The organism is Sphingomonas sp. Leaf30 (assembly GCF_001422525.1).
In the GTDB taxonomy this organism is placed as follows: domain Bacteria; phylum Pseudomonadota; class Alphaproteobacteria; order Sphingomonadales; family Sphingomonadaceae; genus Sphingomonas; species Sphingomonas aerolata.
In genome coordinates this window covers 314,237-337,736 of sequence record NZ_LMKZ01000002.1, presented here as the reverse complement: position 1 = coordinate 337,736, position 23,500 = coordinate 314,237, and the positions used below count along the sequence as shown (strand labels likewise).

At 67.7% G+C, this 23,500-nt stretch carries 22 protein-coding genes and 2 riboswitches; of the genes, 14 read left to right on the top strand and 8 right to left on the bottom strand.

From position 1 onward, the window contains the following. Window positions 1-11: 11 nt before the first annotated feature. The 7 genes from ASE89_RS08265 to cobO all read left to right on the top strand — a co-directional run bounded on the left by ASE89_RS08265 (window position 12) and on the right by cobO (window position 8,239). Complete coding sequence (locus ASE89_RS08265) at window positions 12-1,613, top strand: carboxyl transferase domain-containing protein (RefSeq protein ID WP_056675940.1); 1,602 nt, start codon at window positions 12-14, stop codon at window positions 1,611-1,613. A 4-nt stretch (window positions 1,614-1,617) separates the two neighbouring features. After that, on the top strand, window positions 1,618-2,103 hold the full coding sequence (locus ASE89_RS08260; protein WP_056675938.1) for a nuclear transport factor 2 family protein: 486 nt from the start codon (window positions 1,618-1,620) through the stop codon (window positions 2,101-2,103). After that, window positions 2,100-3,935: an acetyl/propionyl/methylcrotonyl-CoA carboxylase subunit alpha gene (locus tag ASE89_RS08255; RefSeq protein WP_056676455.1), complete on the top strand. Its 1,836-nt coding sequence runs from the start codon at window positions 2,100-2,102 to the stop codon at window positions 3,933-3,935. Before ASE89_RS08260 ends, ASE89_RS08255 begins: the two co-directional genes overlap by 4 nt. Continuing rightward, window positions 3,935-4,387, top strand: coding sequence for a MaoC family dehydratase (locus ASE89_RS08250; RefSeq protein ID WP_056675935.1), 453 nt, complete (start codon window positions 3,935-3,937; stop codon window positions 4,385-4,387). Before ASE89_RS08255 ends, ASE89_RS08250 begins: the two co-directional genes overlap by 1 nt. Beyond that, window positions 4,384-5,208 (top strand): HpcH/HpaI aldolase/citrate lyase family protein, encoded by an 825-nt coding sequence (locus ASE89_RS08245; protein WP_056676452.1) that lies wholly within the window; start codon window positions 4,384-4,386, stop codon window positions 5,206-5,208. Before ASE89_RS08250 ends, ASE89_RS08245 begins: the two co-directional genes overlap by 4 nt. 58 nt (window positions 5,209-5,266) lie before the next feature. Further along, window positions 5,267-5,499: riboswitch (cobalamin riboswitch) on the top strand. Window positions 5,500-5,681: 182 nt separating this feature from the next. After that, entirely contained in the window at window positions 5,682-7,640 is a 1,959-nt protein-coding gene (locus ASE89_RS08240; RefSeq protein WP_056675931.1) for a TonB-dependent receptor plug domain-containing protein, read from the top strand. Next, window positions 7,640-8,239, top strand: coding sequence for a cob(I)yrinic acid a,c-diamide adenosyltransferase (gene cobO / locus ASE89_RS08235; protein WP_197979401.1), 600 nt, complete (start codon window positions 7,640-7,642; stop codon window positions 8,237-8,239). Before ASE89_RS08240 ends, cobO begins: the two co-directional genes overlap by 1 nt. Here cobO and ASE89_RS08230 read toward each other — a convergent pair. After that, window positions 8,236-9,084, bottom strand: coding sequence for an ABC transporter substrate-binding protein (locus ASE89_RS08230; protein WP_056675925.1), 849 nt, complete (start codon window positions 9,082-9,084; stop codon window positions 8,236-8,238). The genes cobO and ASE89_RS08230 overlap by 4 nt on opposite strands. A 67-nt stretch (window positions 9,085-9,151) precedes the next feature. On the opposite strand from ASE89_RS08230, the gene ASE89_RS08225 reads away from it, so the two are divergent. From ASE89_RS08225 to cobS, 6 genes are all read left to right on the top strand, one after another. Beyond that, the gene (locus ASE89_RS08225) at window positions 9,152-10,147 is read left to right on the top strand and encodes a FecCD family ABC transporter permease (RefSeq protein WP_056675922.1); all 996 of its coding nucleotides are present in this window, start codon (window positions 9,152-9,154) and stop codon (window positions 10,145-10,147) included. Next, window positions 10,141-10,926, top strand: a complete 786-nt coding sequence (locus ASE89_RS08220) for an ABC transporter ATP-binding protein (protein WP_056675919.1) — start codon at window positions 10,141-10,143, stop codon at window positions 10,924-10,926. The genes ASE89_RS08225 and ASE89_RS08220 overlap by 7 nt, the downstream gene beginning before the upstream one ends. Window positions 10,927-10,947: 21 nt before the next feature. Beyond that, window positions 10,948-11,134: riboswitch (cobalamin riboswitch) on the top strand. Between the two features lie 97 nt (window positions 11,135-11,231). Continuing rightward, on the top strand, window positions 11,232-11,648 hold the full coding sequence (locus ASE89_RS08215) for a DUF1636 domain-containing protein (RefSeq protein ID WP_056675917.1): 417 nt from the start codon (window positions 11,232-11,234) through the stop codon (window positions 11,646-11,648). Beyond that, window positions 11,645-12,658 (top strand): nicotinate-nucleotide--dimethylbenzimidazole phosphoribosyltransferase, encoded by a 1,014-nt coding sequence (cobT, locus tag ASE89_RS08210; protein ID WP_056675914.1) that lies wholly within the window; start codon window positions 11,645-11,647, stop codon window positions 12,656-12,658. The genes ASE89_RS08215 and cobT overlap by 4 nt, the downstream gene beginning before the upstream one ends. After that, window positions 12,655-13,233, top strand: coding sequence for a histidine phosphatase family protein (locus ASE89_RS08205; RefSeq protein ID WP_056675911.1), 579 nt, complete (start codon window positions 12,655-12,657; stop codon window positions 13,231-13,233). The genes cobT and ASE89_RS08205 overlap by 4 nt, the downstream gene beginning before the upstream one ends. After that, a complete protein-coding gene (cobS, locus tag ASE89_RS08200; protein WP_056675908.1) occupies window positions 13,230-13,946 on the top strand; it encodes an adenosylcobinamide-GDP ribazoletransferase in 717 nt (238 codons plus the stop codon). The genes ASE89_RS08205 and cobS overlap by 4 nt, the downstream gene beginning before the upstream one ends. Here cobS and ASE89_RS08195 read toward each other — a convergent pair. From ASE89_RS08195 to ASE89_RS08185, 3 genes are read right to left on the bottom strand one after another with little or no spacing between them, the layout of a single operon-like run. Next, a complete protein-coding gene (locus ASE89_RS08195; RefSeq protein WP_056675905.1) occupies window positions 13,914-15,404 on the bottom strand; it encodes a cobyric acid synthase in 1,491 nt (496 codons plus the stop codon). The two genes, cobS and ASE89_RS08195, sit on opposite strands and share 33 nt — an antisense overlap. Continuing rightward, window positions 15,392-16,330, bottom strand: a complete 939-nt coding sequence (gene cbiB / locus ASE89_RS08190) for an adenosylcobinamide-phosphate synthase CbiB (protein ID WP_056407811.1) — start codon at window positions 16,328-16,330, stop codon at window positions 15,392-15,394. The genes ASE89_RS08195 and cbiB overlap by 13 nt, the downstream gene beginning before the upstream one ends. Then, window positions 16,323-17,297 (bottom strand): threonine-phosphate decarboxylase, encoded by a 975-nt coding sequence (locus ASE89_RS08185; protein WP_156363381.1) that lies wholly within the window; start codon window positions 17,295-17,297, stop codon window positions 16,323-16,325. Before ASE89_RS08185 ends, cbiB begins: the two co-directional genes overlap by 8 nt. Window positions 17,298-17,384: 87 nt before the next feature. On the opposite strand from ASE89_RS08185, the gene cobU reads away from it, so the two are divergent. Next, window positions 17,385-17,936, top strand: coding sequence for a bifunctional adenosylcobinamide kinase/adenosylcobinamide-phosphate guanylyltransferase (gene cobU / locus ASE89_RS08180; protein ID WP_056675902.1), 552 nt, complete (start codon window positions 17,385-17,387; stop codon window positions 17,934-17,936). A gap of 36 nt (window positions 17,937-17,972) precedes the next feature. On the opposite strand, the gene ASE89_RS08175 is transcribed toward cobU, so the two are convergent. From ASE89_RS08175 to ASE89_RS08160, 4 genes are all read right to left on the bottom strand, one after another. Further along, window positions 17,973-19,265: an OmpP1/FadL family transporter gene (locus ASE89_RS08175; RefSeq protein ID WP_056675900.1), complete on the bottom strand. Its 1,293-nt coding sequence runs from the start codon at window positions 19,263-19,265 to the stop codon at window positions 17,973-17,975. A 50-nt stretch (window positions 19,266-19,315) separates the two neighbouring features. Further along, window positions 19,316-19,726, bottom strand: coding sequence for a DUF2147 domain-containing protein (locus tag ASE89_RS08170; RefSeq protein ID WP_031395134.1), 411 nt, complete (start codon window positions 19,724-19,726; stop codon window positions 19,316-19,318). Between the two features lie 213 nt (window positions 19,727-19,939). Continuing rightward, window positions 19,940-22,258 carry a 3-hydroxyacyl-CoA dehydrogenase/enoyl-CoA hydratase family protein gene (locus ASE89_RS08165; RefSeq protein WP_056675897.1) on the bottom strand — a complete coding sequence of 773 codons (2,319 nt, stop codon included), beginning with the start codon at window positions 22,256-22,258 and terminating at the stop codon, window positions 19,940-19,942. Further along, window positions 22,258-23,394, bottom strand: coding sequence for a thiolase family protein (locus ASE89_RS08160; RefSeq protein ID WP_031395136.1), 1,137 nt, complete (start codon window positions 23,392-23,394; stop codon window positions 22,258-22,260). Before ASE89_RS08160 ends, ASE89_RS08165 begins: the two co-directional genes overlap by 1 nt. Window positions 23,395-23,500: the final 106 nt, after the last annotated feature.

The window sequence follows — 23,500 nt, the reverse complement described above, 5'->3', positions numbered from 1 at the left end:
CGAGGTGAACGGTGAGCGGTCCCGTCCTCGATACGAAGCTGTCGGTCGACGCCGAGACGTTCCAGGCGAATGCGGCGCACAACCGCGCACTCGCCCAGCGCCTGCGCGACGACGTTGCGCGCGTCGCGCTCGGCGGGGACGCCCGGTCGCGCGACCGGCACGTTGCGCGTGGCAAGCTGCTTCCGCGCGACCGGGTCGAGCGCTTGCTCGATCCGGGTTCGCCGTTCCTCGAGATCGGCCAGCTCGTCGCCAATGGGCTGTATGACGATGCGGTGCCCGGCGCGGGGGTGATTGCGGGTATCGGCCGCGTTGCCGGTCTGCAGTGCATGATCCTGTGCAACGATGCGACGGTAAAGGGGGGGACCTATTTCCCACTGACCGTCAAGAAACACCTGCGAGCGCAGGAAATCGCACAGGAAAATCAGCTGCCCTGCATCTATCTCGTCGATAGTGGCGGAGCGAACCTGCCCCATCAGGCGGAGGTGTTTCCCGATCGCGAGCATTTCGGTCGGATCTTCTACAACCAGGCGCAGATGTCGGCGCTGGGGATTCCGCAGATTGCCTGCGTGATGGGAAGCTGCACCGCGGGCGGCGCCTATGTCCCGGCAATGTCCGACGAGACGATCATCGTCCGCGGGCAGGGCACGATCTTCCTTGCCGGGCCGCCGCTGGTCAAGGCGGCGACGGGCGAGGTGATTTCCGCGGAGGACCTCGGCGGCGCGGACACACATGGACGGCGGTCGGGCGTCGTCGATCATGTCGCGGAATCGGACGACCACGCGCTGACGATCGTTCGCGACATCGTCTCGACCTTGCCGCCACAGGTCCCTGTCACGGTGAACCGGCAACCGGCACGCCCGCCGAAATACGACGCCGAGGGGCTTTACGGAGTCGTGCCGTCCGACGTCCGTGCACCGTATGACGTGCACGAAGTGATCGCACGGCTCGTCGATGGCAGCGAATTCCATGCGTTCAAGGCGCTCTATGGTACCTCGCTGGTGTGCGGGTTCGCGCATATCCACGGGCTCCCCGTCGCGATCCTCGCCAACAACGGCGTCCTGTTCAGCGAAAGCGCCCAGAAGGGGGCGCATTTCATCGAGCTCGCCTGCCAGCGCAAGGTACCGCTGCTGTTCCTCCAGAACATCTCGGGCTTCATGGTGGGCGGGAAGTACGAGGCGGAAGGCATTGCCAAACATGGTGCAAAGCTCGTGACGGCAGTCGCGACCGCGACCGTGCCGAAGATCACGGTGCTGATTGGCGGCAGTTTCGGCGCCGGCAATTACGGCATGTGCGGACGCGCCTATTCGCCACGTTTCCTGTTCAGCTGGCCGAACAGCCGGATCAGCGTGATGGGCGGCGAACAGGCGGCCTCGGTCCTCGCCACCGTTCACCGCGACGCGGACGACTGGACGGCGGAGGAGGCGGAAGCGTTCAAGGCGCCGGTTCGTCAGAAATATGAGGACGAGGGAAATCCCTGGTACGCGACCGCGCGGCTGTGGGATGACGGGATCATTGATCCCGCGCAGACCCGCGACGTGCTCGCCCTCGCGTTCGCCGCGACGCTCAACGCTCCCATCGCCGAACGCCCCGCGTTCGGTGTGTTCAGGATGTAAGCCGATGATCCTGCTATCGTTTCTGCTGGCCGCGGGTCAGGTCACGCCGGTCCAGCCGATCGTCAAGGGCACCGGCTTGCCGCCAGCCGTGGTGACCGAGGAGACCGGCGTCATGGTGCCGATCGACGCGATGTTCGCCGCGTTGGCCGCCCGCGATGGCCAGGCACTGCTCGCACAGGTGCGCCCCGAGGGGGGCGCTACGGCAGTGGAGGAAAAGGCCGACGGCACGCGCAACATTCGCCGGACCGGCTGGTCCGACTTCGCCGCCGGTCTGAAGCCCGGACCGGAGCGATATGCGGAACGCCTGACGGATCCCGCCGTGGATATCGATGGCGATATCGCGATGGTATGGTCGCCCTATGTCTTCACCATCGACGGCCGGGTCGCGCATTGCGGGACCGACCATTTCGACATGGTGCGCGAAGCGGGCCGGTGGAAGATCTTCAACATCACCTGGTCCAAGCGGACCACCGGATGCCCCGCGCAATGATCGAATCACTGCTCATCGCCAACCGCGGCGAGATCGCCTGCCGCATCATCCGTACAGCTCGGGCGTTAGGAATCCGCACGATCGCGGTCTATTCCGATGCCGATGCGGGCGCACTGCATGTCCGGCACGCTGACGAGGCGGTGCATATCGGCGCGAGCCCGGCGCGCGAGAGTTATCTGGTCGGCGAACGGATCATCGCCGCCGCGCTCGCCACCGGCGCTGAGGCTATTCATCCGGGGTACGGGTTCCTGTCCGAGAATGCGGACTTCGCGCAGGCCGTGCTCGAAGCAGGGATCCTGTGGGTTGGCCCCGATCCCGACAGCATCCGCGCGATGGGGTTGAAGGATGCCGCGAAGCAGCGGATGATGGCGGCCGCGGTCCCAGTGACACCGGGCTATCTGGGGGAAGACCAGTCGCCCGATCGGCTCCAGCGCGAGGCGGATGCCATCGGCTACCCGGTCCTGATCAAGGCCGTTGCGGGCGGCGGCGGCAAGGGTATGCGCCGCGTCGATGCGTCCGCCGACTTTGTCGACGCGCTCGCTTCGTGCCAGCGTGAGGCCTCTGCGTCGTTCGGCAATACCGACGTGCTGATCGAGAAATATATCCTGTCGCCGCGGCATATCGAGGTGCAGGTGTTCGGCGACCGTCAGGGCAACGTCGTCCATTTGTTCGAACGTGACTGTTCGTTGCAGCGCCGGCATCAGAAGGTGATCGAGGAGGCCCCGGCCCCCGGCATGGATGATGCGACACGCGCGGCGATCTGCGCGGCGGCGGTGCGCGCTGCGCAGGCCGTGAACTATGTCGGCGCGGGTACGATCGAGTTCATCGCCGATGCGAGCGAAGGCCTGCGCGCCGATCGGATCTGGTTCATGGAAATGAACACCCGGTTGCAGGTCGAGCATCCCGTCACCGAGGAAATCACCGGACAAGACCTTGTCGAGTGGCAGCTGCGGATTGCCAGCGGCGAGGCGTTGCCGCTGCAGCAGCATGATCTTGCGATCCGCGGCTGGGCGATCGAGGCGCGGCTCTATGCGGAGGATCCCGCCAAGGGGTTCCTGCCGTCGATCGGCCGGCTCGAGGCGTTCGATCTGGGTGATGCGACGCGGGTCGATACGGGTGTCGAACAGGGGGCGGACATCTCGCCCTATTACGACCCGATGATCGCCAAGGTGATTGCCTGGGGCGACACGCGTGAAGCCGCGCGCGAGACGTTGGCGGAGGCGCTGGACAAGGCGGTCGTCTGGCCGGTCCGGTCGAATGCGGGGTTTCTCGTCCAGGCACTCGATCACCCGGATTTCGTCGCCGCAACGCTAGATACCGGGCTGATTGCGCGCGAGGGGGCGGCGCTGATGCCCCCGGCGCAGCCCAGCGAGGAAGCGCTGATCGAGGCCGCGCGCACGCTCGTACGCGTCGAACCGATGGCGGGCTTTCGCCTCAACGCGGTACCTTTGAAGACGGCGCGGTTCCTGCTCAACGACGACGTCGTGACGATCGATCTCGACGGTCGCGGCGTCCATGAACCAGTCGATGCCGCCCTCGTTTCCGATGCCGGGCAGACCTGGCAGTTGCGGCCCTGGCGTGCGTCTGGCGCGGCGATGGGGGCGGCAGCGGATGGCGCGATCTTGTCACCGATGCCGGGACGGATCATCGCGGTCGACGTGGCTATCGGGGACCATGTCGCAAAGGGGCAGAAGCTCGTGACGCTGGAGGCGATGAAGATGGAGCATTCGCTCATCTCGCCGTTCGACGGGACGGTTGCCGAACTGACCGCGATCGAAGGCGGGCAGGTGAGCGATGGCATGGTGCTCGCGCGTATCGAGAAGGATGACTGATGGCCGGCCGCTATTTCGACCAATGGACGGTCGGCGACCGGATCGTCCATGAGATCCGCCGCACCGTCACGGAGACGGACAACCTCCTGTTCTCGACGATGACGCACAACCCGCAGCCGCTGCACCTCGATGCCGAAGCGGCGAAGGCGAGCGAATTCGGCCAGATCCTCGTCAACGGCACCTTCACCTTCGCGCTGATGGTCGGCCTGTCGGTTGGCGACACGACGCTCGGGACGCTCGTCGCCAATCTCGGTTACGACAAGCTCGTGCATCCAAAACCCGTCTTCATCGGCGACACGATGCGCGCCGAGACCGAGGTCGCCGAGCTTAAGCCCAGCCGGTCACGCCCGAACGCCGGGATCGTCACATTCATGCACCAGCTGATCAACCAGCGTGACGAGATCGTCTGTCAGTGCCTCCGCTCGGCACTGCTGCTGCGGACGCCGGCATGAGGTTGCGCTCGCTGCTGTTCGTGCCCGCAGACCGGCCCGAGCGTTTTGCGAAGGCCGCAGCGAGCGGGGCCGATGCCATCATCCTCGATCTGGAGGATTCGGTCGCGCTCACCCGCAAGGCCGTTGCCCGCGAGGCGGTCCGGGCCGCGTTGCAGGACCACACCGACGTCGTGCGGATGGTCCGGATCAATCCCGTCGACTCGGGGTGGCTGGACGACGATCTCGCTGCCGCGAGGGGCGCCGATGCGATCATGCTGCCCAAGGCGACAGGACCCGCGACCGTCCTCGCGTTGGTCGAGGCTTATGGCGATGACTGTCCGCCGATCCTGCCGATCGCGACCGAAGTGCCCGCCGCGATCTTCACACTGGGCGAATATGCGCGGGTCAACGACCGGTTATGCGGCCTGACCTGGGGCGCCGAAGACCTGCCCGCGGCGATCGGCGCGGCGACCAGTCGGGAGGACGACGGATCCTATACCGAACCCTATAAGCTCGTACGATCGCTGCTGCTGTTCGGCGCACATGCGGCGGACGTCGCGGCGATCGAGACGGTCTATCCCGCAATCGCGGACATTGACGGGCTGGCAGCCTATGCCGCGCGCGGCAGCCGGGACGGCTTTACCGGCATGATGGCGATTCATCCGTCGCAGGTCGCCACGATCAACGCCGCGTTCACGCCGGATGCGGCGACCGTTGCACATGCGCACGCCGTCGTCGCTGCGTTTGCGGCGGCTCCCGAGGCGGGCGCGCTGCAACTCGATGGGCGGATGATCGATGCGCCGCACTTACGTCAGGCGCGGGCGATCCTCGCGCGACTCTAGGCCCATTGGCGGCAGGAAATTTCTGCGCTACCGTCGCCCTGCGAAACCGGTGAAGGCCGGGGTCGCAGATCGCGTCGGTGCCCCTCGGGGCTTCAAAGGGAATGCGGTGCGGGAGGCGATCCTCCTCATGCCGCGGCTGTCCCTGCAACTGTAAGCGGTGAGTGCGGTGCGCATGTCCCTTCATCACGGGGGGACGACCACTAGGCCTGAGCGCAAGCGCAGGGCCCGGGAAGGTCGCGTACCGGGCGTCGACCCGTGAGCCAGGAGACCTGCCGGCGCTCGGTCGCTCTTGCCATGGTCCAGGGGATGACCGCGGCACGGTACTCCGTCTGAGCGACGAACCATGCGGCGGGGGCCGCATCGGTGCGCGTGGCTGGTGCGGTTCGGCGTACACCCCAAGCGTTGCGCCGGCTGTCCGTAGCATCGGACGGCAGGCCCCGGCCGGTCGCTCGTGACGCCGGGGGTATCGTTTCATGACCAGAATTTTCGTTTCGCTTGTGGCGCTCGCCACCGCCACGGCCTTTGCATCGCCGGCCGCGGCCGAGCCCGATCCGGTTACTGCGGCGACGGGCGAGGCGGCAGCGGGCGGCGCTGAGCTGGTGGTTACCGCATCGAGATCGGGCGACGCGGTTCCGGCCGATCAGATCGGTGCGTCGGTGACGGTGCTGGACGCCGCTATGCTTGACCAGCGCCAGACCCGGATCGTGTCCGACGTGTTGCGCGACGTCCCTGGACTGGCGATCAGCCGGACCGGCGCGGTCGGGGGGACGACGCAGGTCCGGATCCGTGGGTCGGAGGGCAATCACGTGCTGGTGCTGATCGACGGGATCGAAGTGTCCGATCCCTATCAGGGCGAATATGATTTCGGCACGCTGATTGCCGACGAGGCGGCACGGGTCGAGGTGCTGCGCGGGCAGCAATCGGCGCTGTACGGGTCCGACGCGATCGGCGGCGTCATCCAGTATCTCACGCTCAGCGGCGCGGAGGCCCCGGGCGTATCGCTGCGGGCCGAGGGGGGATCGTTCGGCACGTTTTCGGGAGGCGCCCGGGTCGCGGGCGTAGCGGGCAATCTCGATTACGCGCTGTCGAGCTCGACCTACCTCACCGACGGCACGCCGACCGCACGGGGCGGATCGCGCGACATCGGCGCGAAGAGCGTCGGCGCGACGGGCAAGCTCAGCTGGTCGCCGACCGACACGCTGAAGGTCACGGGCGTCGGGCGTTACAGCTATACCGATGCCGACAGCAACGACACTGCGTTGAGCGGCCCGCAGTTCGGCACGATCGTCGATACGCCAGGCGCGCGCAGCACGGTCGAGGCATATTACGGGCTCGTCCGGGCCGAGTTGGCGCTGGCGGATGGCCGCTGGACGAATGCGCTCAGCGGCCAGTTTGCCGATACGACACGCCGGGCGCTGGTCGACGATGCCTTGAGCTTTGGTAACAAGGGACGGCGGTACAAGGGATCGTTCGAAAGCGCGTTCCGGTTCGGGACCGATCGCATCCGGCATCGGCTGACTGCCGCGGTCGATGTCGAGCGCGAGGAGTTCCAGACGCTTAGCGCGGCTCCTTCGGAGTTCGTCTTTACGGGACGGCGGCATACCGACAATGTCGGGCTCGTTGGCCAGTATGACGTCGTCGTCGACGATGCGCTCGCAATCGGCGGATCGGTGCGGCGCGACGAGAATAACCGGTTCGATGACACCACCACCTATCGCGCGCAGGCGAGCTATCGCTTTGCGACCGGGACGCGGGTGCGTGGCGCCTACGGGACGGGCGTGAAGAATCCCGGCTATTTCGATCTCTTCGGTTATTCCGACGGTCGCTATATCGGCAATCCGAACCTCAAGCCGGAGAAGTCAAAGGGGTGGGAAGCCGGGGTCGAACAGGCTTTCGGGGGGGATCGTGCGACGATCGGCGCGACCTATTTCGACAGTCGGCTGACGAACGAGATCTTTACCACCTATCCTGCCCCCGACTTCGTCGCGACGCCCGGCAACCGCAATACGCGATCGACGCAGCATGGCGTCGAGGTGTTTGCCACAGCCCAGCCGATTCCGCAGCTGCGCTTCGACCTCGCCTATACCTATCTGAAGGCGCGCGAGGACGGGGGCGTGGAGATCCGGCGCCCCAGCCATATCGGCAGCATCAACATGACTGCGTTCAGTCGCGACGAGCGCGCCTCGGCAACGCTCGCCGTCCGGTATAATGGCCGGCAGCAGGACGATGCCTATACCGATCCGAGCTATGTCCCTGTCCGCGTCTCGCTCCAGGAATATGTCCTCGTCAACCTGAACGCGGCGTACAAGCTGACGTCCCGGCTATCGGTCTTCGGTCGGGTCGAAAACCTCTTCGACGAGCGGTACGAGGAGGTGCTCAGCTATGTCGGTCAGGGGCGCGGTGCCTATGCCGGCGTGAAGGCAGCATTCTGATGCGGAGCGAGGCGGAGCACACGGCGCGGATGGCCAAGAAGAAGGTCGTCCAGGACAAGATCGTCGCGGCCAAGACGATCGAAAAGGGCCTGCTCATGGTCCACACCGGGCCGGGCAAGGGCAAGACCACCGCGGCGCTTGGCATGGCGGTGCGGATGATGGGGCACGGGCGAAAGGTTGGGATCGTACAGTTCGTCAAGGGTGCGATGACGACCGGTGAGAAGGTCATCTTTGACGCCTTTCCCGATCTGGTCGAATTCAAGCCGATGGGCGAGGGCTTTACCTGGGATACGCAGGATCGGGCCCGCGATATCGCCGTGGCGCGCGAAGGGTGGGACGAGGTCCGCCGGATGATCCTCGACCCGAGCTATGCCATGGTCATCGCCGACGAGATCAACATCGTCCTGCGCTACGACTATCTGCCACTCGACGAGGTACTTGCGGGGTTCGCGGCACGACCGGCGATGACGCATGTCGTGGCGACGGGGCGCAACGCGCCCGATGCTTTGGTTGCCGCGGCGGATCTCGTCACCGAGATGGGGCTGGTCAAGCATCCGTTCCGGGGCGGGGTCAAGGCCCAGGCTGGCGTCGAGTTCTAAGGGTTGCGGCGACGAGCGGCCGGACGCGGCGTGCGCAACTGCGCCGCAAGGCTTTGCGCGGCCCGGACATAGGCAGGGCCTCCGCAGACGGTCCACGCCTCGGGGATGCGCAGACGGGGAATCCCGTCGAGAATCGGGTGATGCAGCATTTCGGTGCCCTGATCGGTCACGCGGTCCGTGGCGCTTTCGACTATGAGATAGTCCGGGCGTGCCAACACCATCTGTTCGAGCGAGAGTTGCGAGAGTGCGGGCTTGCCGAGCCGGGTCGCGAGATTGGCAAGCCCGAGACGCTGCATCAGTTCGTCGACGAGCGTGCCGGTACCGGTCAGGAAACCCCGACGCTGATAATAGGCCGCCGTACGACCACCTCCCGGCGCGCGCGGCAATCGTGCGAGCGCGGTGTCCATCCGGCGGATCAGTGTTTCGCCGCGATCGGGGTGCCCGATGGCGGCGGCAACCTGACGGACTTGCCTCACGATCGCGGCATAGCTGTCCGCGGGGGGCAGATCGAGCGTCGCGACGTGCCGTCCGGCAAGCACGGCGGCGACCGTCTGGCGTCGGAACGGCGATGCGATCACGAGATCGGGGCGGAGCACCAGCACGTCTTCGGCGCTGCCACGGCTGACTGGCATGGTACGCGCGGCGTTGGAGGCTGCGGACATGTTCGGATCGCGCGCGAACCGGGTGAGCGCGACGATCTGCGCGGGGTCGGCCAGCGCCAGAAGATACTGGTCAGCGCATAGGTTGAGCGAAACGATACGCGCCGGCGGTCGAGGCGCTGCCGCCGGAGCAGGTGCGCTGGCGGCAGCGATCATCAGGATGGTCAGGAGACGGCGGCCGCGCATGCGCAAAACCCTGCCGCAGCGGCCGCTTATGCGCTAGGCGGAAATCGATGCGGTGGGATCTGGCACTATGGAACGCGTGACGCGTGCGCGATTGGTCGGTGGCCTAGCGCTGCTTGCGCTGCTGGCCGGCGCCGCGTCGGTCGCGGTGGGTAGCGCGGCGATCCCGCTGGCGCATGTCGTGCGGGCGCTCAGCGGGCAGGGCGATCCGATCGAACGCGCGATCCTGTTCGAACTCCGTCTGCCGCGCGCGATCCTCGGGCTGGCGGTCGGCGCGATGCTGGGGCTTTCTGGTGCGGCGCTGCAGGGGTTCCTGCGCAATCCGCTGGCCGAGCCATCGGTGCTGGGCGCGTCGAACGGGGCATCGCTGGGCGCGGTGATCGCGCTGTATTTCGGGCTGGCGGAGCTACATCCGGCGATGCTGCCGATCGTGGCGATCGCCGGGGCGTTCGCGGCGCTGGGGTTGCTGTTCGTGCTGGCGGCCGGGTCGCAAAGCGCCTTGTCACTGATCCTCGCGGGGATTGCGGTTGGAACGCTGGCCGTCGCGGGGGTCAGTCTGGCGCTGAACCTGTCCCCCAACCCGTTTGCAGCGATGGAGATCATGACCTGGTTGCTCGGGTCGCTCGAAGACCGGTCGTTCAGCCATGTCGCGCTGGCACTGCCCTGTATCGCACTCGGCATGGTGCTGGTCGGCTGGGACGGCCATGCGCTCGACGCGCTGACGCTTGGCGAAGACGGTGCGCGCGCGCTCGGCGTCGATCTGCGTCGGACGCGCATGCGGATGCTGGTCGGGGTGGCGATCGGGGTTGGCGGGGCGGTCGCGGTATCGGGCGCGATCGGGTTCATCGGCCTGATCGTTCCGCATCTCGTCCGGCCGATGACCGATCGTTCGCCATCGACGATTCTGCTCCCCTCCGCATTGGGCGGTGCTGCATTGCTGACCTTTGCGGACGTGCTGGTACGCGTGATCCCGACGTCGAACGAACTCAAGCTGGGGGTCGTTACTGCGTTTCTCGGCGTGCCGGTGTTCCTCGTGCACCTCATGCGCGAGCGGCGGCTATGGTAGCCCTCTCCGCGGACCGCCTCAGCGTCCGCCGTGCAGGGCGGGTCGTGGTCGACGATGTCAGTTTCTCGGCAGAGGGCGGCGCGCTCATCGGGATCGTCGGCCCCAATGGGGCGGGCAAATCGACGCTGGTCCAGGCGCTTCTCGGGCTGGTTCCCGCTACTGGAGATATCCTGCTCGACGGGGTTCCGCTGGCGGAGCGCTCGCGACGTGAGATCGCGCGGACGGTCGCGTATCTGCCGCAGGGTCAAAGTCTTCATTGGCCGCTGAGCGTCGAACGTCTCGTCGCGCTGGGCCGGTTGCCCCATCTCGCACCGCTGTCCCGCATCTCACGGGACGACCATGCCGCGATTGCCCGTGCGATGGCGGCGGCGGACGTAACCTCGCTTGCCGCGCGTGTCGCGACCGAGATTTCGGGGGGTGAGCGGGCCCGCGTCCTGCTGGCAAGGGCGCTCGCGGTGGAGGCGCCGGCGCTGATCGTCGACGAGCCGCTCGCGTCGCTAGATCCCGCGCATCAGATCGCAGTCATGGAGATCCTGCGGGCGCAGGCCGCGCGGGGTGTCCTGGTGATCGCCGTGCTGCATGATCTGGGGCTGGCCGCACGCTATTGTGATCGCATCCTCGTGCTCGACTCGGGACGGCTCGTCGCCGACGGCGCGCCTTCGGCAGTGCTGACGCCGGCTCGGCTGCGTGAGACCTATGGTGTTCGGGCGTGGTTCGGATCGATCGAGGGCGTACCGGTCGTGGTACCGCTGACGCGTGACAGCTCGCAGGGCGATTGACCCGGGCCGCTCGCCCGGCCTATCCCTCTGACCGCGACAGGTTCCCCGGCGACGGGGATGAAAAGGGAACGGGAGAACCCCGGCTGCCCCTGCAACTGTAAGCGGCGAGCCATCGTGCCATCATGCCATTGGGATCCCGGTCCCGAGAAGGCGGCGCGAAGGGCTGTGACCCGTGAGCCAGGAGACCTGCCCGTCGCAGTCGTCTTTCGTCCGGCCAGGGTGCGCCGAGCGGACGGGGGTAAACCCGCGCGACGACATAACCAGCCTGCGGCCTGTGCCGCGGGCGCGTATGTCATGGGGTTTCAATGCCAAATCTACTGGTTCCCGCCGAAGACGGTGCGGCCGTCGTCGCCTGCAGCACCTGCCGCGCGTCCACCGATGCGAAGGACGATGCCGAGGGCATGCGCGGCGGTGCGAGACTCGTCGCGGCGTTGCAGGCGGTCCAGGCAAGCGATCCGCGCTATGCCGGGATTGCGGTCCAGGCGATGCCGTGCCTGTTCGCCTGCCAGGACTTCTGCACCATCCACGTCCGCGGGCCCGAGAAGATCGGCTATGTGCTGGGGCGCTTCACGCCGGATGAGGAAGCGGCGCGGGCGATCCTCGATTACGCCGTGCTGCATGCGGAGAGTGCGGAGGGGCAGGTGCCGTTTCGGCAGTGGCCGGCCGGGATCAAGGGGCATTTCATCACCCGGACGCCCCCCGCGGGCTATGTCGCGCAGTGACGCTGTTCCCCACGGTCGCAGCGTTCGAGGCGGCGCTGGAGGCCCTTCCTGCGGCGGACGAAGCCGCGCGAGGGGCGGCATCGCGGCGGCAAACACAGTTGACCAAGCCACCCGGATCGCTTGGTCGACTTGAGGACCTCGCAGTCTTCATGGCGGGCTGGCAGGGGCGCGAGCGGCCGCGGTTCGAGCGCGCGAGGGCGGCGATTTTCGCCGGAAATCACGGCGTTGCGGTGCACGGGGTCAGCGCCTTTCCGGTCTCCGTAACCGCACAGATGGTCGAGAATTTCCGCCATGGGGGTGCGGCGATCAATGCGCTGGCGGATGCCGTCGGGCTCGAGCTGATCATCGCCGACATCGATCTGGAAACCCCCACGGCGGATTTCACGATAGCACCGGCGATGGACGAAGCCGCTTGTCTCGCCGCACTTAACATCGGTGCGGACGTCGTCGTGCCGGGGCTCGACATGCTTGTTGTGGGGGAGATGGGAATCGGGAATTCTACGTCGGCCGCAGCGCTGTGTCTGCGCAGTTACGGCGGAACCGCCGCTGACTGGGTTGGGCCGGGGACGGGGGTCGATGTGGCGGGAATCGCGCGGAAAACCGCGGTGGTCGAGGCGGGGATCGGGCGGCATGCTGATTTCCCGCGGACGCCGTTCGAGACGTTGCGGCGGGTGGGGGGGCGTGAAATCGTCGCGATCGCTGGCGCGGTGGTGGCGGCGCGGCTGGCGGGGGTGCCGGTGGTGCTCGACGGATTCATCTCGTCGGCGGCGATCGCGCCGATTGCGGCGGCGTATCCTGGCATCACCGAGCATTGCATTGCCGGGCATTGTTCGGCCGAGCCGGGGCATGAGCGACTGCTCGGCGCGCTGAATCTCGAGCCTTTACTGAGACTTGGGATGCGATTGGGGGAGGGAAGCGGGGCGGCGGTTGCGGTGGGAGTGATCCGGTCGGCGCTGGCGGCGCATAACGGGATGGCGACGTTTGCCGAGGCGGGGGTGTCGGTGGCGTGAGTGGGGCGTTCCTGCTCCACCTGTTGCGGCATGGTTCGCCTGAACTAACCGGGCGGATGCTGGGGCGGACTGATAGTCCGGTCACGGCGGAGGGTCTGGCGGCCTGTATGGCTCGGGTAAAACCGCTGAATTTCAAGAAGATCGTCTGTTCTGATCTCATGCGATCGCAGGCTGTTGCGGATGCGATCGGGCGGGAGCGGGGGCTGGCTCCAGCGACTGATGCGCGGTGGCGGGAGCTGGATTTCGGGGATTGGGACGGGCTGGCTGCGGCGGAGATCGACGCTGCGGCGTTGCAGCGGTTCTGGGACGATCCGGATGGTGCACCGCCACCGGGTGGCGAGCGGTGGAGTGATCTGATCGCTAGAATTACGGATGCGATTGAGGACCTTAAGCCTGAAACCTCATTGATCGTGACACATGGCGGGGCGATCCGTGCGGCGCTGAAATCGCTGTGCGGGTTCGGGTTGCGCGAGCTCTGGGCGTTCGATTTGCCCTATGCGGCGCTGGTTACGCTACGGATCTGGCCGGACCGGACGGCGCAGATCGTGGCGCTGCAGACGGATCCGGTTTCGTGAAGCGGCTGATCGTCGCCTTCGGCTTCCTGACGCGCGTGCCGATGCCGCAAGTCGCTGCGGACGCTGAGGATTTTGCCGCCGCAATCCGGTGGTACCCGGTCGTCGGGGCAGGCATCGGGATGGTCGTCGCGGCGGCGGGGTGGGTCGGCGCGCTGATCGATCCGTGGACGGGTGCGCTCGCCGCGCTGACAATTTGGGTAGCGATTACAGGGGCTTTGCACCTGGATGGGCTGGCAGATCTGGCGGACGGGCTGGGTGCCGCGCACGGCAATCGCGACCGGCTGATCGCGGTAATGGCGGATCCGCATATCGGCAGCTTCGGCGTTGTAACGATCGCCTTGCAACTCATTGCAAAGCTTGTCTTATTGCACGCCGTCTCCGCGCAGGGATGGGCGGTCGTGATCGTCGTCCCGATGCTCGCGCGGATCGGCCCGTTATGCTGGGCGCGGTGCGTGCCGCTGCTGCGGGAGGGCGGGCTGGGAGGGATGGTGGCAGGGAAGATCAGGGTGCACGATCTGGTCTTTTGGGGGTGCGTAACAGGGTGTTTAGGGGTGCCTGTGCATGCCGTTGCAGGGGCCCCTGCACTGATCGCTGTATTCGGCTGGTGGCTGATCCGGCGGGTCGGCGGCGTGTCGGGGGATTGTCACGGTGCGGGGATCGAATTCGTCGAGACCGGGATGCTAGTCGCGCTCGCCATTGCCGGCCGCGTCTGAGCCGGCGAGCTGCGACACTGCGATCAGCGCGTCGATATCGAGATGGCGTTCGAGCGTTTCGGCAATCGCATCGAGCGCGGCGTCGATCGACGCCGAATGGTCGGGCCCTACCGCATCGACCCCGAGCCGGCTGAGCCAGGCGCGGCGCTGATCCGCGAGGCCGAGCAGGCCGTGGACATAGCTGCCGGAGACGAGCCCGTCGGGACTGACCGCGCCGTCGCGGCGGCCATCGTCGCGGGTCGTCACCGCGCGCACGGTGTCGGGGCCGGTGGTTTCGCCGATATGGATTTCATAGCCGTCGAACCGTGCGCCGATCGCGGTGCCGGCGACGCGCTCGAGCGTCTTGGCGGGGGACAGGATCGTCGCCACGTCGAGCAGGCCGAGCCCGGGGGCGATACCGGCGGGACCCTCCAGCCCGTCCGGATCGGCGATGCTGCGGCCGAGCATCTGATAGCCGCCGCACAGCCCGAGCACCGGGCGGCCGCGACGGCGATGCGCGTGGATGTCGATGTCCCAGCCCTGCGCGCGGAGAAAGGCGAGGTCGGGGATCGTCGCCTTGGAGCCGGCGAGGATGATCATGTCGGCGTCGGGGATCGGTTCGCCGGGCGCGACCATGACCAACGTGACGCCGGGGTCGAGCCGCAGCGGATCGAGATCGTCGAAATTGGCGATGCGCGGGGTGATCGGACAGGCGATGACGACCTGGCCGTCCTGCCGGCCGTGACCGGTCCCGCGTTCGAGGATGACCGCATCCTCGCTCGGCAGGCGGGCGGCCTCGGGCAGCCAGGGGATGACGCCATAGCCGCGCCAGCCCGACCGCGCCTCGATCGCGCGATAGCCGTCGTCGAACAGTGCGGGGTCGCCGCGAAACTTGTTGACGAGGAAGCCGTGGATCATCGCGGCGTCGGCGGGATCGATCACCGCGCGCGTGCCGACGAGCGAGGCGATGACGCCGCCCCGGTCGATGTCGCCGATCAGGATGACGGGGACGCCGGCGGCGCGCGCAAAGCCCATGTTTGCGATGTCGGCGGCGCGCAGGTTGATCTCGGCGGGGCTGCCCGCGCCCTCTACGACGACGATGTCCGCCTGCGCACGCAGCCGGTGATAGCTGGCGAGCACGTCGTCCATCAGCCCCTCGCGTCCCTCGCGCCAGCGGCTCGCGCGCAGGATGCCGCGGACCTTGCCGTGGACGACGAGCTGCGAACTGCGGTCGCCCTGCGGTTTGAGCAGGACGGGGTTCATGTCGGTGGTCGGCGTGGTGCGCGCGGCGATCGCCTGGGTCGCCTGGGCGCGGCCGATCTCGCCGCCATCGGCGGTGACGGCGGCGTTGTTCGACATGTTCTGCGGCTTGAAGGGCCGGACGGAGAGCCCGCGATTGGCGAGCGCGCGACAGAGGCCGGCGACGAGCACGGACTTGCCGACGTCCGAGCCGGTGCCCTGGAGCATCACCGCACCCATAGCAGCGCCCCCGTGACGATCCAGAGCAGCAGGCAGGCGCGGCGATAGACCTGAAGCGCGCGGGCGATGTCGGCGGCGGTGGCGGCGGGGCGGCCGCTGCCGATCCAGGGCTTCAGCTGGGTGACGCCGTCATAGCTGACCGGGCCGGCGAGGCGGAGGTCGAGCACGCCCGCCATCGCTGCTTCGGGCCAGCCGGCATTGGGCGAGGCGTGCTTGCGTGCGTCGCGCCGCATCACGCACCAGCCGCCGGGACCGGCGAGGCACAGCAAGGCGCCGCTGATCCGCGCGGGGATCCAGTTGGCGAGGTCGTCGATCCGTGCCGAGGCCCAGCCGAACGTGCGCCAGCGTGGCTCGCGGTGACCGATCAGGCTGTCGGCGGTGTTGATCGCCTTGTAGATCCACAGCCCGGGGAGCCCGCCGATCAGCAGCCAGAACAGCGGCGCGACGATGCCGTCGCAGAAGCTTTCGGCAAGGCTTTCGATTCCGGCGCGGGCGATGCCGGCGGCGTCGAGCCGGTCGGTGTCGCGACCGACGATCTTGCCGACCGCGATCCGCGCGCCCTGAACGTCACCCGTGCGGAGTGCGGCGGCGATCGGGGCGACGTGATCGTTGAGGCTGCGCTGGGCGAGACCGGGGGCGGCGAGAAGGCCGATGCCGATCCAGGCATAGCCGCCGAGATAGGTCGTCATCAGCCAGGTCGCGCCCCAGGTGATCCCGCCCGTCACCGCGAGCGTGATCGCGAGCGTCGCGATTCCGGCGATGCGGCGTGTCGCGTCTGGCCATGACGGACGGTTGAGCGCCTTTTCGAGGCCGCCGATGATCGCGGCGATCCCACCGACGGGATGACCGATCCGACGGTAAAGCCGTTCCGGCCAGCCGAACGCGGCGTCGAGTGCGAGGGCGATGAGCGCGACGGGGTCAGCCATGCGCGAGCGCCGTGTCGAGACGCGCCAGTGCGGCCGCGTCGGCGGGGACGCCGAGACGCAGCCAGCGGGGGTCATAGGTGAAGGGTCGGGTCAGGATGCCCGCCATATTCAGGCGCTCGAACAGCGACTTGGCGTCGTTTGTTGCGATGAGGCGGAAGAGCGGACAGGCGCCCGTCGCGGTCAGCCCATGGCGGAGCAGCACCGCGTCGAGCGCGGCCGCGCGGGTGACGAGCTGCTTCCGCGCCGTCTCGATCCAGGCTCGGTCGGCATAGGCGGCGGTGCCGATCGCGAGCGCGGTGGCGGAGATCGGCCAGCTGCCCAGACGGTCGCGGACCCGCGCGACGATGCCGGGCGGTGCGATCATGAAGCCGAGCCTCACGCCGGCGAGTCCGAAGAACTTCCCGAATGATCGGAACAGGATGACGGGATCTTCTGCGGACAGATGCGAGGCCAGGCCGGCGTCGGGGAGCGTGTCGGCGAAGGCCTCGTCGACGACCAGCCAGCCTGCATGCTCGCGGAGCCGGTCGATTACTGGCCGAAGCGCGTCCGGACTGACCAGACGGCCGTCGGGGTTGTTCGGGTTGGCGAGCAGGATGGTGCCGCCGCTGGCCGCTTCGTCGGCGAGGCTGTCGATCGAGATACGCGCGGGGAAGACCGCTTCGTGCGTCGCGTAGCTGGGGCCGACATGGCGGGCGGGGGCGGGCAGGCCGAGCGCGCCGAGCAGGCGGAGGCCGATCTCGGTGCCGGGCAGCGCGACGACGCGCGCGGGGTCGGCGCCGAAATGGCGCGCGGCGACGGCTTCGAGCATGGCGAGCGCGGCGGGCGAGGGGAGGTTGCGCAGGTCGACCGCGAGATCGACGGGCGGCTCCCACGCGCAGGGGTTGATCCCGGTCGACAGGTCGAGCCAGGGACGCGGCGCGTGCGGGTACAGCGCCTGCGCGCTGTCGATCCGGCCGCCATGTTCCATCAGCGCGTGCACATGCGTCCCCTGCGCCGGCGATGCCGCGGCGTTGCTGCTGGCCTTCGCCATTCGCCGGGGATAGCGCAAGAGGCGATGGAGGAGACGGTCGTGCAGGGGTTTGGAAAGACGGTGCTGGTGACCGGCGGTGCGCGCTCCGGCAAGAGCCGCCATGCGCAGGCTTTAGCAGAGGCGGGGGCAGAGGCGGCAGGGGGCCACGCGCTGGTCTATATCGCGACCGCGCAGGCTTTCGACGGGGAGATGACCGAACGGATCGCGCGGCATCGCGCCGAGCGGGACGAACGGTGGCGGACGGTCGAGGCGCCGCTCGCGCTGGCAGAGGCGATCGTCGAGGCAGATGCGCCGGACGGGGTGATACTGGTCGACTGCCTGACCTTGTGGGCGTCGAACCTGATGCTGGCGGAGGCCGATGCGGAGACGGCGATCGCCGCGCTGCTGGATGCGATCGGTCGCGTCGCGGGGCGGCTGGTGCTGGTCACCAACGAGGTCGGGATGGGGATCGTGCCCGACAATGCGATGGCGCGGCGGTTCCGCGATCTGGCCGGGATGCTGAACCAGCGGGTCGCGGCTGCGGTCGAGACGGTCGATCTCGCGGTGTCGGGGCTGACGATCCGGATGAAGGGGTAGGGTGCCCCTCCCCGGTGCGGGGAGGGGCTGGCGGCGTCAGAACGAGACGCGGGCGCCGAGCGAGGTGACGATCGCGCTGGCGTCGCGGAGCGCGCCGTTGGTGCGGATGATGCTGCCCGCGACCAAGGTGGCGCGGTCGATCGTCGTGTTCTCGAAGTCGACATATTGCGCGGCGGCGTCGACCGCGATGCGCGGCGTCACCTGGTAGGAGGCACCGGCGGCATAGGTCCAGCGATCGGCGTCGGGGACGCGCGCGTCGCGCTGGCCGTCCTGGGTCGGCGTCTTGGTGCGCTGGACACCGCCACGCACAGTCAGCTTGGGCGTGACGTCATAGTCGAGGCCGCCCGCGAGGCTCCAGCTGTCGCGGTAGTTCTCCGGGATCGCGGTGTTGAGCGGCGCGCCGAGATCGATCGTGTCGAACTTGCTCCAATTGAACGCGATGACCTGTGCGTTGAGCGTCAGCTGGTCGGTGGCGCGGACGCGGCCCGCGACGATAACCTGACCGGGGGTGTTGAACTCGGCGGTCGCGCCCGAGACCTCGGTGTTGCCGCCGGCGAGCGGGCCGAGCAGGCCGGTGACGACGAGGTCGCCCTTCAGCTTGTGGCGGATGCTCGACTTGTAGGTGACGCCGACGGTGGCGAAGTCGTTGTGGAGCTGGACGCCCGCGGTCCAGCCGAGATCCCAGCCGTCGCCGCTGAGTTCCTGGCGGCCGTCGGGCTGCGCGGCGGAGACGTTGGGGAGCGCGTTGCTGAGGATCGCGTCGGTATATTCGACGTTGAGCGCACCGCCGACCCGGAGCCAGTCGGTCAGCTCGACGCCGATCGAGGGCTGGATGTCGATCGTGCGCAGACGGGTCTTGTCCGCGCTGTAGCGGGCCCAGCTGTCGGCGTCATAGTTGGTCGTGAAGCTGAACGGCGAGGTGACGACGAGGCCGACCGCGATCCGGTCGGTCAGCGGATAGGCGACCGCGCCCGAGGGGACGACGCCCTTGTTGACCGGGTCGCTCGAGTTTGACTGGCCGCTGATCGCGGTGCAGGGCTGGCCGCCCGGGCGGCAGATCTGCGAACCGGTGTCGATCACGTCGCCGCGCGGGATGATCGCGCTGGCGCTGAGCGTCGCGCTGCCGTCGCGGATGCCGGCGATCGCGGCGGGGTTCCACCAGAGTGATGCGGCGCCGGTATCGGCGGCCTCACCCGAAAACGCACGGCCCGCGCCACGCGCCGACTGCGCCTGGAGATAGAAGGCGTCGGCATAGGCGGTGCTGGCGCATCCGAAAGCGGAGACGAGCGCGGTCACGGCCAGCAACGGGGCCTTGGTACGAAACGACATTTACAAAATTCCTGAACGCTAACTTTTGGGGAGATGAAAGGGACCTGGGATCAGCGGACGCGCGTCCAGGTCTGGGTCTTGCAGAGCGGGAAGAAGACGCAGCCGCGCAGCTTCAGCTGGTTCGCGCCGACCGGGGTGATCTTGCCGCTATAGGTCTTGCCGTCCTCGGCATTGTAGACCTGGCCGCTGCTCCAGACGCCGTCCTTGTCGGACTTGAAGCCGCTGAGCATCTGCATGCCCTGGATCGGGCGGCTGCGCAGCGCGGTGTTGCTGTTGTTGGCGTCCTTCATCGACGGGTTGGCGCGCAGCGCGTCGGAGGTCAGGATCTTGCCGCAGATCGAGGGGCCGCAGCGCGCGATCTCGACGATGGCGTTGTGCGTCTCGGTCCGCCAGCGGCCGACAACGGTGTCGGCGGTCGCGGGCGCGCCGGCGAGCAGCGCGGCGATCATCATCAGGGACATCGTCTATCCTCTCCTAGTGTCGGGCCGCCGCATCTGTACGGTCACCCAGTGTATTTGCGAGCCCCGCGACCTATTCGCGAGTCCGCTGCCGTATACGGCATGTCATCGACCCGCCTAGATTCGTACAAACAATAGTCAAGTGTTCTTACTGATCAGGGCAGGTGAAAAATTGGTCATGCGCGGGTGTTCCCCCGCTCGCGCGGGGGAACTGTCTCAGTTGCGCAGTGGCTTACCCGTCTGCAGCATGTGGACGACGCGCGCCTGGGTGCGCTGGTCCCTGACGCTTGCCATGAAGGCGGCGCGTTCGAGGTCGAGGAGCTGCGCCTCGGTGACGGTGTCGACGAGGTCGGCCTCGCCGCCGGTCAGCACCTCGGCGAGACGGTCGGCGACCACCACGTCATAGTCGGTCGCCATGCCCTTCTTGTGGAAGTCGGACACCGCCATCGACAGACCGGTACGACCGCTCGCGCCCGCCAGACGGAAGGTCGGCGGCTCGGGGGCGACATAGCCCTCGACCAGCGACAGTGCCTTCGCCTTGGCGTCGGCGAGCAGGCGATCACGGTTCATCGTGATGCCGTCGTCCTTGCGCAGGATCATCATCTCCTTCGCCTCCGCCGCCGACTTGGCGACCTGCGCGGTGGAGACCGCCTGGAACACCTTGGTCAGCGCGGGCATCGGCCCGTTGGGGAGCGTGCGCGACTTCGTCCAGCGATCGAGCATCTCGCCATTGCCGCCCCAGCCGGGCACCAGCCCGACGCCACATTCGACGAGGCCGGCATAGGTCTCGGCATGCGCCTGGACCGCGTCCGAGTGGAGCAGCATCTCGCAGCCGCCGCCGAGCGCGAGCCCGGCGGGCGCGCTGACGACGGGGAAGGGCGCGTATTTGAGCGCCTTGTATGCCTGCTGACCGCGCGCAACGCTGGCCTCGACCATGTCCCACAGGCCCGCACCGACCGCGAACATCGCCGCGCCGAGATTGGCGCCGGCCGAGAAGTTGCTGCCCTCGTTATAAACGACCAGCGCCTTGAAGCGCTCGCGCACGACAGGGACCGCTTCCTCGATGAGCGCGATGACCTGATCGTCGAGCGCGTTCATCTTGGTGTGGAATTCGAGCGCGGCGACACCGTCGCCGACGTCCCAGAGCGACGCCGAGGCGTTGGTCAGGACCGGCTGCGACCGGAGCTTGATGTCCTCGAGCAGTTCGACGCCGTCGGCGCGTGGCACGTCGACATAGTCACCGCCGGTGGTCAGATACTGGCGGTTGCCGTTCTCGACGCGGTAGAAGGAACGGTCGCCCGCAGTCGTCAGGATCGCAGGCACGTCGCGGCCCTCGGCGGCGAGACGCTGGGCGAGCAGGCCCGGCCCCATCCGGTCGATCAGCTCGAACGGCCCGTATTTCCAGTTGTACCCGAGCTTCATCGCGTCATCGATCGCGACGATATCGTCCGCCGCCTCGCCGACGAGCATCGCCGCGTAGGACAGCGTGTTGCCGAGGATCGTCCAGGCATAGGTGCCGATCTTGCCGGGCTCGGCGATCAGCGCGGCGAGATCCTTGCCGGTCTTGCCGGGCAGCTCGGCGGGCTTCGCCTCGGGGCGATAGTCGCCGGTCGCGAGGTCGAGCGACAGCTTGGTGCGCGTCGCCTTGTCGAAGCGGTAGAAGCCGCCCTTGCCCTTGCGGCCAGTGAACCCTTCCGCGATCATCTTGTCGACGAGCGGCATGTCGCGGACGGTGTCAAAATAGGGATCGCCCGCGGGGAGCGTCGACGAGAGGCTCTTCGACAGCAGCGGCATCAGGTCGACGCCGACGAGATCGACGAGCCCGAAGATCCCGGTCTTCGGCACGCCCATCGGCCGGCCGCCGATCTGGTCGGCCTCCTCGACGGTCAGCCCCTGGTCCATCGCCGCGTTGATCGCGATCGCCAGCCAGTAGGTGCCGATGCGGTTGGCGATGAAGCCGGGCGTGTCCTTTGCGCGGACGATGCGCTTGCCCATGAAGCGATCGACGAAATCCTCGACCTTCTCCGCGACCGCGACGCCGGTATGCTCACCGCGAACGATCTCGACCAGCCGCATGTAGCGCGGCGGGTTGAAGAAGTGGGTGATGAGGAAGTCGGCCTTGAACTGGTCCGAGCGGCCGTCGACGAGATGGCCGAGCGGGATCGTCGAGGTGTTCGACGAGACCGCGGTGCCGGGACGCTTCAGTGCCTCGAGCTTGGCATAAAGCGCCTGCTTGATGTCGAGCCGTTCGACGATCGCCTCGACGATCCAGTCGCATTCGGCGACGCGGTCGAGATGATCGTCGATATTGCCCGTCTCGACCAGCTTGGCCGCACGCTTCGACATGAAGGGCGCGGGGTCGGTCTTGAGCATCTTGGCAACCGCGCCCTTGGCGACTGCATCGCGATCGTCGCCTTCACGCGGCACGATATCGAGCAGCAGCACGGGAATGCCGGCATTGGCGACCTGTGCCGCAATACCCGCGCCCATGACGCCTGCGCCGATGACGCAGACTTTCTTTACGGCGTTGTCCATCATGCGCGCTCCAGCACCGTTGCGATGCCCTGACCGCCGCCGATGCACTGAGTGGCCAGCGCGTAGCGGCCGCCTTCGCGGGCGAGCAGCGCGGCAGCCTTGCCGACGATGCGCGCGCCGGTCGCGCCGAGCGGATGGCCGATCGCGATCGCGCCACCATCGAGGTTGATCGTCTCGTCCTTGAGCCCAAGGTCGCGGATGCAGGCGATCGCCTGGCTGGCGAACGCCTCATTGATCTCGACCACGTCGAGGTCGGCGACGGTGATGCCGGCGCGCTCCATCGCCTTTTGCGAGGCGTAGATCGGGCCGAGGCCCATCGTCGACGGCTCGTTACCCGAGACCGCGACCGATTTGATGCGGGCGAGGATGGTCAGGCCGTGCTTCGTCGCGAACTCTTCCGAGGTGACGAGGACGGCGGAGGCGCCGTCGGTCAGCGGCGAGGAGGTGCCGGCGGTGACCGAGCCGTCTGCGCTGAATGCGGGCTTGAGACCGGCGAGCGCCTCGGTCGTCGTGCCGGCGCGGATCGTACCGTCCTGGCTGACCGGGCCGGCCTTGGTCTGGATCGTCACGATCTCGTCGGAGAGGCGGCCATCGGCGCGCGCGGCGGCGGCCTTGTCCTGGCTCTTCACCGCGAACGCGTCCTGCTCGGCGCGCGTGATCTGGTAATCGCGCGCGACATTCTCGGCGGTCTCACCCATGCCCATGTACGCGCCGGCGTTCTTCTTGAAGAGATCGGGGTTGGGGAGCGGGTTGTAGCCGCCCATCGGCACGCGGCTCATCGATTCGAGCCCGGCGCAGATGAACGCGTCGCCAGCGCCGATGTTGATTTGGCCGACCGCGATGTGGATCGCGCTCATCGACGAGCCGCAGAAGCGGTTGACCGTCATGCCGCCGACCGACAGCGGCAGGTCGGCGAGCAGGCCGATCATCCGCGCGACGTTCAGGCCCTGCTCGCCCTCGGGGAAGGCGCAGCCGAGGATGATGTCCTCGATTGCGGCGGGATCGACGCCGGTCTTGTCGAGCAGACCGCGGATCGTCTGCGCGGCGAGATCGTCGGGGCGGACGCGGGCGAGATCGCCCTTGCCGGCAAGGTGGAACGGCGAGCGGGCGTACCCGGCGATGACGACGTTGGTCACGATGATCCTCTCCAATTGCAATCGGTCCGCTTAAGACTTGCGGGCTACCCTTAAGGTGCGATACCTCTCCTATACGTCAAGGTGATGCGGCCTACAATATCAGTCG